11 protein-coding genes are annotated in these 17904 nt (G+C 54.4%); 8 read left to right on the top strand and 3 right to left on the bottom strand.

Annotated features, from left to right (window positions below; translation table 11 throughout):
* Position 1: 1 nt before the first annotated feature.
* The 8 genes from mltG (at position 2) to QZQ29_RS00730 (ending at position 11194) form a co-directional block, all read left to right on the top strand.
* Complete coding sequence (gene mltG, locus QZQ29_RS00695; protein ID WP_296958504.1) at positions 2-1063, top strand: endolytic transglycosylase MltG; 1062 nt, start codon at positions 2-4, stop codon at positions 1061-1063.
* Entirely contained in the window at positions 1053-1652 is a 600-nt protein-coding gene (locus QZQ29_RS00700) for an O-methyltransferase (RefSeq protein WP_296958505.1), read from the top strand. Before mltG ends, QZQ29_RS00700 begins: the two co-directional genes overlap by 11 nt.
* The gene (locus tag QZQ29_RS00705; protein WP_296958507.1) at positions 1649-2878 is read left to right on the top strand and encodes a U32 family peptidase; all 1230 of its coding nucleotides are present in this window, start codon (positions 1649-1651) and stop codon (positions 2876-2878) included. The genes QZQ29_RS00700 and QZQ29_RS00705 overlap by 4 nt, the downstream gene beginning before the upstream one ends.
* Complete coding sequence (locus QZQ29_RS00710; protein WP_296958508.1) at positions 2875-3114, top strand: DUF4911 domain-containing protein; 240 nt, start codon at positions 2875-2877, stop codon at positions 3112-3114. The genes QZQ29_RS00705 and QZQ29_RS00710 overlap by 4 nt, the downstream gene beginning before the upstream one ends.
* Positions 3115-3461: 347 nt before the next feature.
* Positions 3462-3731 (top strand): hypothetical protein, encoded by a 270-nt coding sequence (locus QZQ29_RS00715; RefSeq protein WP_296958509.1) that lies wholly within the window; start codon positions 3462-3464, stop codon positions 3729-3731.
* A 215-nt stretch (positions 3732-3946) separates the two neighbouring features.
* A complete protein-coding gene (locus tag QZQ29_RS00720) occupies positions 3947-4363 on the top strand; it encodes a pyridoxamine 5'-phosphate oxidase family protein (protein ID WP_296958511.1) in 417 nt (138 codons plus the stop codon).
* A gap of 142 nt (positions 4364-4505) precedes the next feature.
* Positions 4506-5951 (top strand): nicotinate phosphoribosyltransferase, encoded by a 1446-nt coding sequence (locus tag QZQ29_RS00725; RefSeq protein WP_296958513.1) that lies wholly within the window; start codon positions 4506-4508, stop codon positions 5949-5951.
* A gap of 572 nt (positions 5952-6523) precedes the next feature.
* Complete coding sequence (locus QZQ29_RS00730) at positions 6524-11194, top strand: EAL domain-containing protein (protein ID WP_296958515.1); 4671 nt, start codon at positions 6524-6526, stop codon at positions 11192-11194.
* A 45-nt stretch (positions 11195-11239) separates the two neighbouring features.
* On the opposite strand, the gene QZQ29_RS00735 is transcribed toward QZQ29_RS00730, so the two are convergent.
* From QZQ29_RS00735 to QZQ29_RS00745, 3 genes are all read right to left on the bottom strand, one after another.
* The gene (locus QZQ29_RS00735; protein ID WP_296958517.1) at positions 11240-11929 is read right to left on the bottom strand and encodes an HAD hydrolase-like protein; all 690 of its coding nucleotides are present in this window, start codon (positions 11927-11929) and stop codon (positions 11240-11242) included.
* Positions 11930-12732: 803 nt separating this feature from the next.
* Positions 12733-13386 (bottom strand): TetR/AcrR family transcriptional regulator, encoded by a 654-nt coding sequence (locus tag QZQ29_RS00740; RefSeq protein ID WP_296958519.1) that lies wholly within the window; start codon positions 13384-13386, stop codon positions 12733-12735.
* A complete protein-coding gene (locus QZQ29_RS00745; RefSeq protein ID WP_296958521.1) occupies positions 13383-17672 on the bottom strand; it encodes an acyl-CoA dehydratase activase in 4290 nt (1429 codons plus the stop codon). Before QZQ29_RS00745 ends, QZQ29_RS00740 begins: the two co-directional genes overlap by 4 nt.
* Positions 17673-17904: the final 232 nt, after the last annotated feature.

Below are 17904 nucleotides of genomic sequence, written 5' to 3' on the forward strand. Positions count from 1 at the left end.
TTTGCAAGAAAGAAAGACAGAAGAGTCCGGAGAACCGGAAAGAGCGCCCTTTTCCTTAAAGAAAATGGGCCGGAAAGAATGGTCCGCCCTGGCCGGCGGTCTTGCCTTCCTGATCCTCCTTACGGCAGGCATTTATTTCTATGCCTTCGACAGGGTGGACCTTCATGGCAGCGCCATGGTGGATGTGCCCAGAAATTCCACCGGTCGGGATATTGCGGATACCCTGGAAAAGAAGGGCATCATCCGGAGCAGTACCCTTTTCAGGCTCTATTCCCACATTCTCGGAAGCGGCAAAAGTCTCCAGAGCGGGACTTACAAGATGAAACAGGGCCTCACCATCAAGGAAGCCATGACGGAGCTCCGGTCGGGCAAGACGGAGTCCGTCTTCGTGACGGTGCCGGAAGGCTACACGGTGCGCCAAATTTCCTCCCTTCTAAAGGATGCAGGCGTGAAGGGGGCGGAGGACTTTGAGAAGGAAGCTGCTTCCTACGGCCCTTTGAAATACCAGTACGGTCCCCTGCCGGTGCCGGTAAAGGCGGAGGGATTCCTTTTCCCGGACACCTATAATATTCCCAAGGAGTATACGGCCCGGCAGATATGCGATATGATGTACAAGCGGACCGACTCCATGCTGACGCCGGACATCCGGAAGAAGGCGGAAGCAAAGCATTTGACCCTTCATGCTTTGATGACCCTGGCCTCCATGGTGGAAAGGGAAGCCCGTTTCAAGGAAGACCAGGTGCCCATTGCATCGGTGATGCTGAAGCGTCTTGAAATCGGCATGCCCCTCCAGATTGACGCCACCATCCAGTATGCCCTGGGCAGCCCGAAGGAGGAGCTCACCATTGCGGATACAAGGATTGATTCCCCCTACAACACCTATACCCACAACGGCCTGCCGCCGGGACCCATCGGAAGCCCCGGCATGGATGCCATTGAAGCGGTGCTGGAGGCTAAGCCGGGAGAGTATTTGTACTACGTAGCCCAGGCCGACGGCCATCACGTTTTCACGAAATCCTATGAAGAGCATCAGGCGGAGACGGAGAATATCTATGGCAAATAACTGGCAGCCTTTGAAAAAGGAACTGGAAGACTATGCGGAGAAAAATCATGTGCCCATTATCCGGGGGCCGGAGCGGGAGCTTCTCCTTCGCTCGGCAGCGCTGGCTGAGCCGCGGCGCATATTGGAAATAGGCACCGCCATCGGCTACTCCGCCCTTCTTATGGCGGAGCGGTTTCCGAAGGCGGAAATCGATACGGTGGAGCTTGACGAAGAGCGCCATCACAGGGCGAAGGAAGTCATGGAAAGGGCGGGCCTTTCCGGCCGTGTGCACTGCCATCTGGGAGATGCGGGAGAAGTGATACCCACCCTTTCCGGCCCCTACGATTTCCTCTTCCTTGACGGACCTAAGGGACAGTACCTTAGGGAACTTCGGGCTGTCGAACCTCTTCTGTCGGACCGGGCGGTCATTGCGGCGGATAACGTCCTTTTCCGGGGGCTGGTGGAAAAGGAAGGCCCCGTGCCTCACCGCTACCGCACTCTGGTCATGCGGCTTCGGGAGTACCTGGACTATGTGAATGAGAAATATGAAACTCATATATATGTAGAAGGAGACGGTCTGGCCGTTTCCGTTAGAAAGGAACATACATGAAAAAAATGGAACTTCTCGCTCCGGCGGGAACAATGGAAAAAATGAAAATGGCCCTCCTTTACGGGGCGGATGCGGTATATCTGGCGGGCAAGGTCTTCGGCCTCCGTGCCTATGGCGGCAACTTCTCCATGGAAGAGCTGAAGGAAGCGGTCTCCTATGCCCACAGCATGGGGAAAAAGGTGTATGTTACGGTAAATATCATTCCCCGGAATGAAGATCTGGAGGGACTGGACGACTATCTGAAATATCTGGAAAGCATCCATGTGGACGCTGCTTTGATTTCCGACCTGGGCGTCTTCTCCCTCTGCCGGGAAGTGGCGCCGAACCTTCCCATCCACGTGTCCACTCAGGCAAGCTCTGCCAACTGGCGCACCGTGAAGGTATGGAAGGACCTGGGCGCCGAAAGGGTGGTACTGGCCCGGGAAGTGTCGGTGAAGGAAATGGCGGAAATCCGCAAAAAAGTGGACATTGATCTGGAAGTCTTCGGCCACGGCGCCATGTGCATTTCCTGGTCCGGCCGCTGCCTTCTTTCCAATTTCTTCACCAACGGAAAAAGACAGTCCAACCGGGGCGAATGCATCCAGGCCTGCCGCTTCCGCTACGCCGTTATGGAAGAATCCCGGCCCGGCCAGTACTGGCCGGTGGAGGAAGATGAGCACGGCACCTATGTCTTCAACAGCAAAGACCTCTGCATGATTGACCACATTCCCGAACTCATCGAAGGGGGCGCTGCCTCCCTTAAAATCGAAGGCCGCATGAAGAGTGTGTACTACGTGGCCGCCGTGGTGGCAGCCTACCGGAAGGCCATCGACGCCTACTACGCCGAAGGCGGCGCCTACAAGGTGCGTCCGGAATGGAGGGAAGAACTGGAAAAGGTATCCCACCGTCCCTACACCACCGCCTTTGCCTTCCAGAACCCGGATCACAGCGCCCAGGAATACGTGAAATCCCAGCCGGACCAGCCCTATGATTTCGTAGGCCTCATCCTTCCGGCCCGCGTAGAAGAAGGCACGAACCGGGTGCAGCAGAGAAACCATTTCAAAGTGGGAGAAATCCTGGAATACCTGACGCCTAAAGGTGACGTGGGGCTCATCAAAATTACAAAACTGGTGAACGGAGAGGGAGAAGAAGTGGACAAGGCGCCGCATCCGCTGGAAGAGCTCACCATGACAGGAGACGCAGTCCTTCCTGCCTTCTCCATTCTGAGGAGGCGCGCAAAGAAATGACGGAAGATACAAGGGTATACATCGAAATCCCGCCGGAAGAAGTGAACTACATCAACCGCATTATCGAAGGCTACGAATACCTGGGAGTGCTGACCACGCTGAACGCCAAAAGAGCCACCTGCCAGATTAACTCCACCAAAGACACCAGGGACACCGTCATCGACGTCCTCACCCACCTGCCGGACGTGAAGGTCAAAATCCTTTCCGATAGAGAAGAGGCGCTGAAGGAGGAGTAAGGGGCTGCGAAGAAATGATTGAGACGCTGTAAATTCTTCCGAGCGCCCCTCTTAATAAAGAATGAATTCCTTCCTGCTCCATTGTCATTTCGACGAAAGTGAAGCCTGAGCGGAGAAATCTCGCTCCGGAAAGAAATAAGCCATTGCGGTGGGAGATCTCTCGACTCAGAGTTTCAATAGAGCGCAGACACCATTGCCCTCACGTCGGCATGCAGCTCCGCTCGAGATGACAATGCGGTGAGCCGCTTACAGTCATTTTAAGAATTTTCAAGGCCTTTTTAGACTATGTGGATAGAGAAGCGAAGAAACAGGGAATCATGCTCAATAGATTTCGCTGGGGCCCATCCATGGAAAGCGGAAGAGCAGGGAATGTCCTCTCCTTCCTTCTCCATCAGCCGGCTGAAAAAATAAAAAACTTCCTGAAATCCTTAAAGGCAATGCAAAGGCAAAGCCTGAAGCGGCTTATGACGCGCCCCGCTTTTGGATTCCAGGAAGTTTTTTGCGTGGTCATTAGTGTGCTGGTGTGCTGGTGTACTAGTGGGCTGGTGGACTGGTTACCGGTCATTCTGCTGCTGGCGTTCAGGATGACAGATGGAGACGGGAAGGTAATCCCGTAACGCTGACTTTATACTCATCGCCCGACAGGGCGATACCACCACCCTTTGAACCTTCTGAACCCTCTGAACCCTTTGAACCCGGACCACTTTGTGGCCCCCATTGGCAATCCACAACCTTCGGGCTCTTTGGGGCCGTCAACTTTCTTTAACACCTTTCCATTCCCCTTCCCTGCGTGTACAATAATGATAGAAAAATGGAGTGAACGGAGGAATTAATGATGGATTCTGTGAAGCTGGTACTGGAATATCTACGGGAATGCGAAGTATTTTATATGGCCACGGTGGACGGCATGGAGCCCCGGGTGCGGCCCATGAGCGGGGTGTGCGAGGTGGAGGGAAAGCTCTGTTTCCTTCTGGCCCGGTCGTCCCATCTGTATCATGAAATCACGGTGAACCGCCATGTGGAAATCAGTGCGGTGCATCCGGATAAGTCCTGGATTTCCATCCGGGGCTGGCTGAAGGAGGAAACGGAAAAGGAAACGAAAGACTCCATGCTGAAGGCCTGCCGGGATGACATTGAGGACATGGGCCTGGTGGACAAAGAGGATATGGCAGTTTTGAGCCTTCACGGGGGCTCCGTGTACCTTCGTGACAGGAATGAGGGAAGGGAGAAGGAGCTGGCTTTGGAATGACAGGCACCTTTGGGAATACAGTTTCATGCCTGATTCCCCTGATTTGTAAAAGTACGATTTAATGTGATGCTAACGGCATAAAGTGTTATAATGGATTCAATCTATCCATTGTCTTGACAATGAAAAAATAAAGGGGGATATTATGGCATCCAATGGACTTGTAACTGATTTGTATCAGCTCACTATGACCAATGCTCTTTTCAAGAAGGGCATGCATGAGAGAAAGGTTGTTTTTGACCGTTTTTACCGGGTGAATCCCTTCAACGGCGGCTATACCGTGGTGGCAGGGCTGTCCCATCTGGTGGATTTTGTAAAGAACTTTACCTACAGCGCTGAGGATATAGAATATCTCCGAAGCCTTCATATTTTTTATCCGGAATTCCTGGATTATCTGTCCCATTTCCATTTCACCGGAAATATTTATGCCATGCCCGAAGGCACGGTGGCTTTCCCGGGGGAGCTGCTTCTCCGGTTTGAAGGCACCACCACGGAAGCCATGCTTTTGGAAACGGGGCTTTCCATGATTATGAATCATGAGAGCCTCATTGCCACCAAGTGCCGCCGCGTGCGGACAGTGGCGCCGAAGGATGCATTGATGGAGTTCGGCCTGCGCCGGGCCCAGGGCCATTCAGCAGGTCTCTGGGGAGCCAGGGCGTCCATGATCGGCGGCTTCAACGGCACTTCCAATGTGGAAGCAGGGAAGCTTTTCGGCATTCCCGTGCTGGGCACCATGGCCCACAGCTGGGTCATGAGCTTTGACACGGAGCTGGAGGCCTTTGAGGAATATGTGAAGCAGTACCATGACAACCTCATCCTTCTGGCAGATACCTATAATGTGCTGGAAATGGGCGTGCCCCATGCCATCCGGGTGTTCAAGGAACTGAAGGCTAAGGGACAGCTTCCGAAAAAATACGGCATCCGCATCGACAGCGGGGATCTGGGATACCTGTCCCGGGAGGCGTCCCGCATGTTCAAAGAAGCCGGTTTCCCGGATGCCATTATTTCCGGTTCCAACGATTTGGACGAATACCTTATCCAGTCTTTGAAGGAACAGGGCTGCACCGTCACAAGCTGGGGCGTGGGCACAAAAATCATTACCGCCGACGGCACCTCCGCCCTGGGCGGGGTGTTCAAGATGAGCGCCCGTGAAAAGGACGGCGCCTTTGAACCGGTGATGAAGATTTCTAATGATGTGAGCAAGATGACAAACCCCGGCATCAAGGCGGTGCGCCGTTTCTATAAGAAAGGCACCGGCAAGATGATTACGGATCTGGTGTGCCTGGCAGACGAGCCCTTCCCGGACGGCGGCGATTTCACCCTGGTCACGGAATCCGCCAAGTGGAGGAAGAAGGAACTGAAGGCCGGCACCTATACCTGCGTGGATATGTTACAGCCTGTCATCCTTCACGGAGAGGCAGCTCCGCTTCCGAGCCTTGATGAAACCATTGCCTATGCCAACAGACAGATGGAAACTCTGTGGCCGGAATACACCAGGCTCCTGAATCCGAACATTATGGAAGTGAACCTGTCGGATAAGCTGCAGGACCTGAAGAGCCGCATTATTGATGAGGATTTGAAAAAGATATAAGGAAATGGAAATGGGGCTGTGAAAAAATGATTGATTTCTCCCCGGATGGTTAGACAATTTGGCAACAGACGCCTTATCACTGGTCTGCAAGGAATAAATTAACACAAACACTCACGCCGCTTCATTGTCATTTCGACCGAAGCGAAGCGGAGTGGAGAAATCTCCCTCTCCCAATGATACAAGCCGCATTGGGGCGGAGATCTCTCGACTCAGAGTCTCAATAGAGCCGAATACCTTTGTTCTCGTATCGACATGTAGCTCCGCTCGAGATGACAATGCGGGGAACAGCTTACAGTCATTTTTTGCAGTTTTCTGAATCTATAAACGAAGCGGAAAAGGGGCTGTGAAAAAATGCTTAAACATTTTTTCACAGCCCCATTTTTTATTTTCATGGGAGTATGTTTCTTCTTAGCCGCCGAAAGCAGTATTTACCTGTAAAATATATGAATTGACTTTAAATGGTTTTAGGTATACATTATGTACCAGCAAAAGCTTATAAATTTTTTAGAATGATTATGATTCGATTTCCGGAATCAGGAAATAGAATTGGCTGGAATAGAGTGAAAAACAGGATGGAACACAAAACATCTTTCATGCAGGCACTGAGTGACCTTTTCCCCGGCGGTGTCATGGCATACCGGGATGATGAGAAAAAGGAAATTGTATATGGAAATCAAGAACTTTACTGTATCCTTGGCTGCAGGAATGAAGAGGAATTTCTAGCGCTTACCGGTGGAAGGCTGCCGGGGCTTCTCAAAAAGGATGATGCGGCGGTGGAAAAGGATATGGCGGACCAGATGCGTGTGTCCGGCGGACGGTTCAGCCTGGCCTGTTCTCTTTCCGCAGAAGATGGAAGCCGGCGGCAGGTGGATATGGTGGGCCAGAGGGGAAGGGACGAGGCAGGAAATCCTCTGGTCTTCCTTTTTGTGACGGCGCTGGATGAACGGCTGCCGGCCTATGAGATGGACCACATCACCGGATTTCCAGGCATGCGGCGCTTCCTGGCGGAGGCGGAGAGGATTGTGAAGGACAGCGGCCATCCGGAAAGGTATGCCCTTTTGTTTTTTGATGTGGTTCATTTCAAGCTTTTCAATGTGACCTATGGTATTTCGGAGGGGGACGCCTTCCTTCAGCAGATTGGCCATTGCCTCCAGGAAGTGTTTTCGGGCCATGTGATTTCCCGCATTGATGTGGATCATTTCATGGTGCTGGCGGAGAACCGGAATCTGGAGGAAAAGATCAGAGAGGCCCACAGCCGTATCCTCTCCATCCGCCCTTCCGCCAAGGTGGACTGCAAGGCAGGCATTTACCAGCTTGGCTGCTGGGGAGCCGACCCCAGCCAGGCAGTGACCAGGGTGAAGATTGCCTGTGACAGCATCCACGACAGCGCTGACCGTTTCATGGCCTATTACACCGCCGACCTGGACAAGAAGGTGGAGCTGAAGGACTATGTGTCCCGCCATATGGACGAAGCCGTGGAAAAAGGATATATCAAAGCCTATTACCAGCCCATTGTGAGGACCGTTTCCGGCGCCCTCTGCGGCATGGAGGCCCTGGCCCGGTGGGAGGATCCGGAGAAGGGATTTCTCCAGCCGGCGGATTTCATTTCCGCCCTGGAGGACAGCCGGCAGATTCATAAGCTGGATTTGGAAATCATTCGGCAGGTGTGTGTGAATTTTGCCCGCTGCATGGATGAGGGGCGTCCGGTGGTGCCGGTATCGGTGAACCTGTCCCGCCTGGATTTCCTGCAGTGTGATATTTTCCAGGAAGTGGAGAACCGGGTGCTGGAGTACAATGTGCCCCGGGACATGATTCATATTGAAATCACGGAAAGACTGCTCACTGCCAGGGACGCTCACATACGGCAGGGCCTCCGGCGGTTCCGGAAGGCGGGCTATGAAATCTGGATGGATGATTTCGGAAGCGGCTATTCTTCCCTGAACCTGCTGAAGGACTATTCCTTTGACGTGCTGAAAATCGACATGGCCTTTCTGGGAAGCTCTAGCGAAAGGGCCAGAAACATTATCAGCTCCATCATTTCCATGGACAAGAAAATCGGCACCCGCAGCCTGGCGGAGGGGGTGGAAACGAAGGAACAGTTTGAGTTTCTGAAGAACAAAGGCTGCGAAAAGGTGCAGGGTTATTTCTTCGGAAAGCCCATGCCCTATGAGGAAAGCCTGGAACACTGCATGAAGGAGGGACTGAAGATTGAGACCAGGGCCTGGAAGGCTTACTATGATGCCATCGGCATGGTCAATTTCCAGACCGATGAAACCATGGCTCTCCTGGCCTATGACGGCCATACCATCCGGTATCTCTTCGCCAATGAAGCCTACCTTGCCATGATCCGTTCCCTGGGGGACCAGGACCTGAAGGAAGCGGAGCAGTATATCAATGACCCCACCCTGGAGCTTTCCGCCTCGTTTCGGAAGTGTCTGGACAAATGCGTGGCCGACGGAAAGATGCATGAGATTGTCTACCTTGTGCGGAATCAGTTCATGAAGGCCGCTGGCCGCTGTATTGCCCAGTGCAACGGTGAAGCCTGCGTGAAAATCAGGATGTCCGACATTACCGGCAGTATGACCCATGAGGAGCAGCAGCGGGTGTACCATGTACTTCATAATGTGTATGCCGTGTATGACGGCATTTTCCTCCAGGACCGGGAAAAGGACACCCTGGAGCCTCTGGCTGTAAGCGACGGAGATTGGTCGGAGCATGAAAAAATTTCCCATGCCCGCCTTTATAACCGCCACTTTGCCCTGTGCTCCATTTATGCCGACGATTATGAAAGGTATCTGGCCTTCATGGATATGGATACCTTGGAAAAGCGTATCCGCAAGGCAAAGACCGGCTTCCTTTCCGGCTTCTTCCGCACCCGGGTGGAGGACGGACGGTTCATCTGGATGATTCACACATTGCTTCCCATTCCCCGGACCCATTACGGACAGGTGCTCCACTGCATTCACCGGATTTCCGGAAATAAGTCCGATTTCCCTGAAGAACTTTGCGGCTCTGCAGTGGAAGAAAGCAGAGGGGAGAAGGATGGTTTCCAGGCAAGGGACCTATGGGATGCCGTCATTAACGGCACCAGAAGGGCCTATTTCTGGAAAGACCGAGAAGGGCGCTACCAGGGAGCCAACCGGACATTCCTCAAGTACACCGGCCTTTCTTCCGTCAATGACATCAGAGGTAAAACATCGCCGGACATGGGCTGGCTTATGGACAGCCATGGAATCAGGGAAGTGGAAAAACATGTCCTTTCCGGCGGTGCTTTAGTCAACCAGCCCACGGATATCATTGTGAAAGGCATGGTGAAAACCGTGGTCTATGGCAAAGCGCCCATTTACAGGGACGGGGAAATTATCGGCGTTCTAGGGTGGTTTGAGGATGCGGAACAGCTGGAAAAGGATACCGGCCGCCAGCCGGTGACGGTGACGGATAAGGTGACCGGCGTCATGAACAGCCGGGGCGTCATCGAATCCCTCATCGGCTGCCAGGAGGCCTATCGCAGCTTCGGCAGCGACTATGCCATGCTCTTCCTGGCCATTCCCCAGTATCGGCGAATCCTTCATACCTATGGGGAAAAGACGGCCAACGGCCTTTTGAAAGCATCGGCCGATAAAATCCGCGGCATCATGGGCACCAGAGGCACCGTAGGACGCTTGGACGGCGCCGGTTTCGTCATTCTCTTCCACTATGAGGACCAGACGGAAGTGACTGCCCTGTGCCGGAAACTGAGGAGAGCGGTTTCCGGTATTCATGAAGTGGAAGGCAACAGCTGCACCGTGACAGCAGAAATCATCATCACCTACGGCTCCGACGGCATTACCACCGGCCGCCTCATAAGGGAGGCCGTGGGCATGATGCGCAGCGGTGATGATGGATACCGGGACAAAATGGACCGGTGGATGGATAAGGACGCCCTCTTTGATGCACTGCCCCTCCCCTATGCCCTGCTGGATGTGCCCATGGGAGTTGACGGCGGCATATCAGAAATCATCTGCCGCTACCACAATGCAGCCTGCAGCCGGGCCACAGGCCTCAGGGAAGATGAAAAACTGAGCCGCCATTTCACGAACCTCCTGAACCAGGAAAACTATACCTGGGCACAGAAGACCTATGAAGCGGCCTATGAAAATCATACGGTTTACGGAGAAAAGTATGTGGCCCGCATACAGAAAACGGTGCGCTACATCGTGGCGCCGGGCCCCTGGCGGGGAAGCTGCGTCCTCATGCTCCTGGGCAGCAGCGAAGAAGCAAAGCAGCAGCCCGTCCATATTTCCACGGAGCACCAGATCCTCCGCCTCACCCGCATGCTTTTGACCGCATCCAACTATGAAGCAACGGTGAACCGGGTGCTCCGTGAAATCGGCAGCCTTGTGTCCTGCGACAGGGTGTACATATTTGAAAAGAAGGACGATCGGATTTCCAATACCTTTGAATGGTGCAGGCAAGGGGTAAAGCCGGAAATGGACCATCTCCAGGATCTGAACTATGAAGAATACGTCGGCGTATGGGACCGGTACCTGAAGACAGAAAGCAGCGTCATCATTCCGGACATTGAAGCCATCCGCCATACGGATTACATTACCTATGACTGCTTGAAGAAGCAGAATATCCACTCCCTCATGGAAGCGCCCATGTACCATGACCACAACCTGTCCGGCTGGCTGGGCGTGGACAATTACGGCACAAAGGACACGGCGGATTTGAAGGCTCTTCTGGAAAATATGGCGGTATACCTTTCCCTGAAAAAGGATATCCATGACCTCATGGGGCGCCTCCGCTATCTCAGCGAAAATGACATCTTAACCGGCGTCCATAACAGGAATGCCATGAACAGCCGCCTTTCCGCCCTGGAAGCAGGAAACCGGCCCCTGGGCATTATCTACATGGACCTGAATAACCTGAAACAGACAAATGATACCTACGGCCACAGCGTGGGTGACAGCCGTCTTAGGAATATGTCAGCCATGATGAAATCCGTATGCCCCACCGATGATATCTATCGCCTGGGCGGTGATGAATTTGTGGCCTTTCTGGAGGATATAAGCAAAGAAGATTTCGGAGAAACCTTCGCCCGCCTGAAGGAGAAGGCCAAAGCCCTTTCCATCCACGCCGCCGCCGGCGGCGAATGGATGCCGAACGCCTCCGCCCTGCTGCGGGGCATGAAGGAGGCGGAACACCGCATGTACCGGGAAAAGCGGCGCTCCCATGAAGGAAGGACTGATGGACTTTCATAGAATAAAAAGACTGTGAAGAGATGATTTCTTCACAGTCTTTTTATTTCATGAAAGCAGGATAGAAGAGAGTTCCTCCGTGGAAGAAGCAATGGCATAGGCTCCTGCCTCTTCCAGTTCCTCCCGGCTGCCATAGCCGTATGTGACGCCGACGGAGGGAAGGTGGTTTTCCTTTGCCCCTTCTATATCGTAGAAGGTGTCTCCTATCATCACCGTATTGCCGGCAAGGAAAGAAGGGGAAAATCCTTTCTTCTCCAGAAGGGCGAGGGCCTTTTGTATTATCCGGGCCTTCTGGTCCCTGGTGGCCCGCTTTTTCAATTCATCTCCTATGTCGCTGCCGCAGATGACGGAGAAATAGGAGGCAAAGCCGAAGTGGCTTATGATTTCCTTCACAAAGGGCTCCGGTTTGCTGGAAGCCACCGCCAGGGTATGGCCTTGGGATACCGCCTTTTCCAAAAGGGCGTCAAGCCCCGGATAGGGACGGCAGTCCAGGATGCCCTTCGTTTCATAGACCTCCCGGAACCGGTTTACCGCCGTAACGATGTCCTCATCACTCATGTGATAGAGCTTCTTCATCTGCACATTGAGCGGCGGGCCGATAAAGCTTTCAAGTTTTCGGGGATCCCTTTCATGGATACCCACAAAAGAAAGGCCATACTGCACGGCCTTCACAATACCCGGAGCGGATTCGGAAATGGTACCGTCCAGGTCGAAGAGAAAAACAGGATAGGATTTCATGGTGTCCTTTCGAAGTTAGTGAGCTAGTGAGCTGGTGAGCTAGTGAGTTAGTGAGTTAGTGAGTTAGTGAGTTAGTGAGTTAGTGGGCTGGTGGGCTGGTGAGCTGGTGAGCTAGTGAGTTGGGGGGTTGGGGGGTTGGTGGGTTGGTGGGGTGGTGGGCTGGTGGGCTGGTGGGCTGGGGGGCTGGTGGGACAGTGGGACAGGGGGACAGGGGGACAGGGGAAGGCAGTCCGCTTACCGCCGACTGCCTTGCATATATGAAACTATGCTTAGCGTCCATAGTGCCACCGCAAAGCGGGCCCTATAAAATTGCCGCGAAGCGGTCTCCACAACCCTCGGGCCCAAGGCCCGTCAAACTTTAGAACCTTAAGAACCTTCGGGGCAAAGCCCCGTCAACCCTTCCCCCTCTGAACCTTCTGAACCTGTCGCGCCCAAAGGGCGCGGAACCCTCTGAACCCGGGCCCGCCTTTGGCGGGCCGTATAAAATTGCGGCGGCAGCCGCCACCACAACCCTCAGGCGCGTAGCGCCTGTCAAACCTTAGAACCTTCGGCCCGTAGGGGCCGTCAATCTTAAGAACCTTCCCCCTCTGAACCCTCTGAACCGGGGCCCGCAAAGCGGCTCTTATCAAATTGCGGCGGCAGCCGCCACCACAACCCTCAGGCGCGGAGCGCCTGTCAAACCTTAGAACCTTCGGCCCGTAGGGGCCGTCAATCTTAAGAACCTTCCCCCTCTGAACCTTCTGAACCTGTCGCGCCCAAAGGGCGCGGAACCCTCTGAACCCGGGCCCGCAATGCGGGCCCTTTTATTTCGCTCCCTGCAGGATTTCCTTTAAATACTGGTTGGTTTCCTTCTTTTCGTCCAGGTTGTCCAGTAGGATATCCACGTAGCGGTCCAGTGTGTCGGCGTCGGTGTAGCCGGAGATGAAGGAGTTGCTGCGGTTGCTTTCCAGGATGATGGGGAATTCCACGGCCGAGAAAATCTGCATGGCCTTGAGTTCCAGGTCCTTTTCATTGGTGTATCCCGTGATTTCCGCCACGTTGCGAATGACCTTTTCCCAGCACTGGCTGTGGAGGAGGGAGAGGTAGATGAAGTAGGTGTCCTTGGCGTCTTCGCTGGAGGGGTTGGAGATGGAACGGAAGAGGGCAGGGTGCTGGCGGGCCAGGTGGAAGTAGGCGAGGATGTATTTCTTCATCCGCTCCCTGGCGGTAAAGCGGGTGTCATCCAGGTAGGAAACGATATTTTCCAGATTGCCCATCATGTATTCCAGAGCGCAGCCGATGAGTTCTTCCTTGGAGCCGAAGTAGTAGCGCACGGAGGCGATGTTTACGTTGGCTTCCTTGGCAATGGTGCGGACTGTGGCTTTCTTGAATCCCTGCTGCTGGAGGATGTGCACGGTGGTGGCAATCATTTTTTCACGGACTTTTTCACCTTTTCCTGTTAATTTTCTTGCACTCATAATGTGGTACCCTTTCTGATGTTCATGGTCTTTCTAACAAAGGACAGGTCGTCCTGTGTTTCTTTCTTTTCGGTCAATGCATTCATCATCAGTTTCAGCCGGTTGGCCTGGTTCACTTCGCTGGCGCTGGCGTCGCAGTCAAGGGCCAGGAACACCGCTTCCGGATAGGCGCTGTGGAGTTTGTGAATCATGCCTTCGCCGGTGATATGGTTGGGCAGGCAGGCGAAGGGCTGGAGGCATACCACGCCGCGGCATTCATGGTAGAGGAGGTCGATCATGTCGGCGGTGAGGAACCAGCCTTCACCGGCCCGGTTGCCCAGAGAAAGGTACTGGGAGGCCCGTTTGGCCAGTTTGCCGATGCTGGTGATTTCATGGAAGCGCTTGGAGTTTTTCAGCGCCTTTTCCAGGGGCTTCCTGTACCATTCGATGAGGTAGCGGGTGAAGGTGCCCTTCAGGTCGTCCTTGAAGGTGCCGTCCATTTCCTTTCGCTGGAAATGGCTGTCCAGGGAGCCGTAGAGGAAGAAGTCCAGCATGCCGCTGGTTTCCGCTTCGCCGCCGTTGGCTTCGATGGCGTGGACGATGTCGTTGCTGGCAATGGGGCTGAATTTCACGTAGATTTCACCGACAATGCCGATGCGGGGCCGGCGGGGCACGTCGGAGAGGGGCAGGCGGTCGAAGTCTTTGATGATGGATGAAATATTCTTCTTGTACTGATGGAAGGATTCGCCCTTCAGGATGGCTTCTGCCGCCTTTTTCTGCCAGGAGCGGTAGAGGGTCTCTGCGCTGCCCGGTTCCTTTTCGTAGGGGCGGGTGCGGTAGAGGCACTGCTGCAGGGCGTCGCCGTACACCACGGCCTGGATGAGCTTGATACCCAGGCCCGGGGTGAATTTGAAGCCCGGCTGGGGTTCAAAGCCGTGGGTGTTGAGGGAAATTACCGGTATCTGGGAGAGGCCTTCCTCGTCCAGGGCCTTGTGTATGAAGCCGATGTAGTTGGAGGCACGGCACATGCCGCCGGTCTGGGACATCATGACCGCTGTGCGGTTCAGGTCGTATTCTCCTGATTTCAGGGCTCTCATGAGGGAGCCGATGGTGATGATGGCGGGATAGCAGGCGTCGTTATTGACGGAGGAGAGGCCTTCGTCAATGTCTGCACGAATCGGCGGAAGCACCTTCACATGGTAGCCGCCGCTTCTGGCAGCTGCTTCGATGAGGGGGAAATGGATGGGGGACATTTCCGGCACCAGGATGGTGAAGTCCTTCTTCATGTCTTCGGTGAAGGCGGATTTCGGATAAAGGATGGGCTCTGCCTTTGTGTTTTCCTCCACCCTTTCCTTGATGGCGGATTTCAGGGAGCGCAGACGGATGCGCACGGCACCCAGGTTCAGACTCTGGTCGATTTTGAGGCAGGTGTAGAGGCGGTCCCTCTTATTCATGATTTCCTGCACCTGGTCTGTCACCACGGCGTCCAGACCGCAGCCGAAGGAATTCAGTTCCACCAGCTCCAGGTTGTCGTGGCGGGTGACGTAGTCGGCGGCCTTGTAGAGGCGACTGTGCCAGGTCCACTGGTTCATGACGCGGAGATTCGGGAACTGGCCGCCCACCATGGATACGCCGTCTTCGGAGAGCACCGCCATGCCCAGCTGGTTGATGAGGTCGGGGATGGAGTGGTTCACTGTGGGGTCCACATGGTAGGGACGGCCGGCAAGGACGATGCCGATGAGGTGCTTTTCTTTGATTTCCGCAAGAATTCGTTTCGTTTCCTGGTACAGTTCGCGGCGGTAGGTTTCTTCCGCCGCCTGTCCGGCGTAAATGGCGGATTCGATTTCACTTCCCGGAATGCCCAGGGGCTTGAAGAATTTCTTCAGCCTGCCGAAAATGGCCTTGGAGTGAAGGGGCAGGAATGGATGGTACAGCTTGGCTTTGTACCGGGAAAGCACTTCGTCCATGTTGGCCTGGATGTTTTCCGGATAGGAAGCCACCATGGGGCAGTTGTAGCTGTTGGTGCTGCCTTCGTCGGGGCCCTTGTCGATGCAGGGGTACCAGATGAAGTCCACGTGCTTTTTGGCCAGGTCGTACACATGGGCATGGGCCAGCTTGGCCGGGAAGCATTCGGAATAGGATGGAATGGTTTCCATGGCTTCCGTAGGAATGTCCCGGAGCTGCTCGCTGGAAAGCATGACCCGGTAGCCCAGTTTCGTAAAGAAGGCATGCCAGAAGGGATAGTCTTCATACATGTTCATGGTGCGGGGAATGCCTACGGTGCCCCGCTTGGCGTCTTTCGGGGACAGGGGGCGGCGGTGCCAGATCTTATCGTATTTCCAGCGGTAAATGTTTGGCAGTGTGGAGTGGGGTGCCGTCTTGCCGGTGAGCATGATGGCAGCGCCCCTTTCGCAGCGGTTGCCGGAAACGAAGGCACGGCCGTCGTTGAAACGGGTGAGGGTAATCATGCAGTGATTGCCGCAGCCGGGGCAGCGCTTCATTTCATTGGTATAGGTAAGGGATTTCAGTTCCTCCGGCGTCACCAGGGAGGATACATGGCCTTCGGGGCAGGAGTCCTTCGTAATGAGGGCGATGCCGTAGGCTCCCATGAGGCCTGCCACATCGGGACGGATGACATGGCAGTCCAGCAGTTTTTCCAGCGCCCGGAGTACGGCGTCGTTGTAGAAGGTGCCGCCCTGCACTACTACCTTATTTCCCAGGTCCGACGCCTTGCGGAGGCGGATAACCTTGTAGAGGGCATTTTTGATGACGGAGTAGGAAAGGCCGGCGGAAATATCTGCCACCGATACGCCGTTCTTCTGGGCTTCCCGTACCCGGGAGTTCATGAATACGGTGCAGCGGGAGCCAAGGTCCACCGGATGGGGGGCTTTCAGGGCAATGCGGGAAAACTCCTTGATATCCATGCCCAGGGACTGGGCAAAGGTGTCCAGGAAGGAACCGCAACCGGAGGAGCAGGCTTCGTTCAGGAGAATGTCATCCACGGCGCCGTCCTTAATGCGGCAGCATTTCATGTCCTGTCCGCCGATATCCAGAATGGTGGTCACGTCGGGAAGAAAATGCTTGGCGCCCCGATAGTGGGCCATGGTTTCCACTTCTCCCACGTCCGCCTGCAGGGCCCTTTTGATGAGCTCTTCGCCGTAGCCTGTGACGCCGGCACCGGCAATGGTGACCCCTTCCGGCAGTTTGCTGTACAGGTCGGAAAGAATCTTTTTCGCCCCTGCCAGGGGTGTGCCCTTGTTGCTGCTGTAATATTCATACAGAATGCGGCCCTCTTTGTCCAGAAGCACCGCCTTGATGGTGGTGGAGCCGGCGTCAATGCCCAGCCATACGGAACCTTTGGCTTTGGAAATATCGCCCCGGGGCGCATGGAAGCGGCTGTGCCGCTCTGTAAATTCCCGGTATTCCTCTTCATTGGCAAAAAGGGGCGGCAGGGTTTTGGAAGTGCCAAGGTCCACGTCCTTTGCATTTTCCACTTTGGAGAGCCAGCTGTCCAGATCCATGGGACGGTCGTGGCGGGCGGACACGGCGGCGCCGATGGCTACATACAGTTCCCCGTGCTCCGGTACAATCATGTCTTCATCTGCAATGTCCAGGGTTTTCTGGAAACGCTCACGCAGCATGGGCTGGAAGGTGAGGGGGCCGCCAAGAAAGGCCACTTTGCCGTGGACAGGACGGCCGCAGGTGAGGCCGGAAATGGTCTGGTTCACCACGGACTGGAAAACGGACAGGGCAATATCCTCATGGGAAACGCCTTCGTTCAAAAGGGCCTGGATATCGGTCTTTGCAAATACACCGCAGCGGGAGGCAATGGGATAAATCCGCTCTGCCCTGGAAGCCAGCTTCCCCAGTCCTGCCGCATCCACGGAAAGGAGGGAAGCCATGCGGTCGATAAAGGCACCGGTGCCGCCGGCGCAGGCGCCGTTCATTCGCTGGTCCACGCCGTTCCTAAGATAGGTGATTTTTTCATCTTCCCCGCCCAGTTCGATAATCACGTCGGTGTCGGGATGGAAGGTTTGAACCGCCTTCGTTTCCGCCAGAATTTCCTGGCAGAAAGGAAGACCCATGAGCTTGGCCAGCCCCATGCCGCCGCTGCCGGAAATGGAAGCGGTGATGCGGTAACCGGAAAACTTCTGCTCAAGCTCTTTCAAAAGAGACATGGTGGCGCTCCGGATATCGGACATATGGCGCTGGTACCGCCCGAAAAGAAGCTTCAGGTAAGGCGATAAAGCAGCCACCTTCACCGTGGTGGAGCCCACATCGATTCCTACATGAATGACTGGTTTCATGAAATACCTCCCAAGGCCGGCGGCAGTACCGCAGACCATTAAAAAACATTTAAAAAGTACTGTGTTACGAAAGATGTACTGTTGTTTATAATCATATGATTGATTCGTTCAGTTATATTTTAACACTCTTCGATAAATACGACAATCGGAGAACTTTAAAACGACCGTTTAAAGCTATAGAAATTTGTGCCATTTTTCCATTAAATTCATAGATAAATGAATAGGATACTAT

Source organism: uncultured Dialister sp., assembly GCF_900538805.1.
In the GTDB taxonomy this organism is placed as follows: Bacteria; Bacillota; Negativicutes; order Veillonellales; family Dialisteraceae; genus Dialister.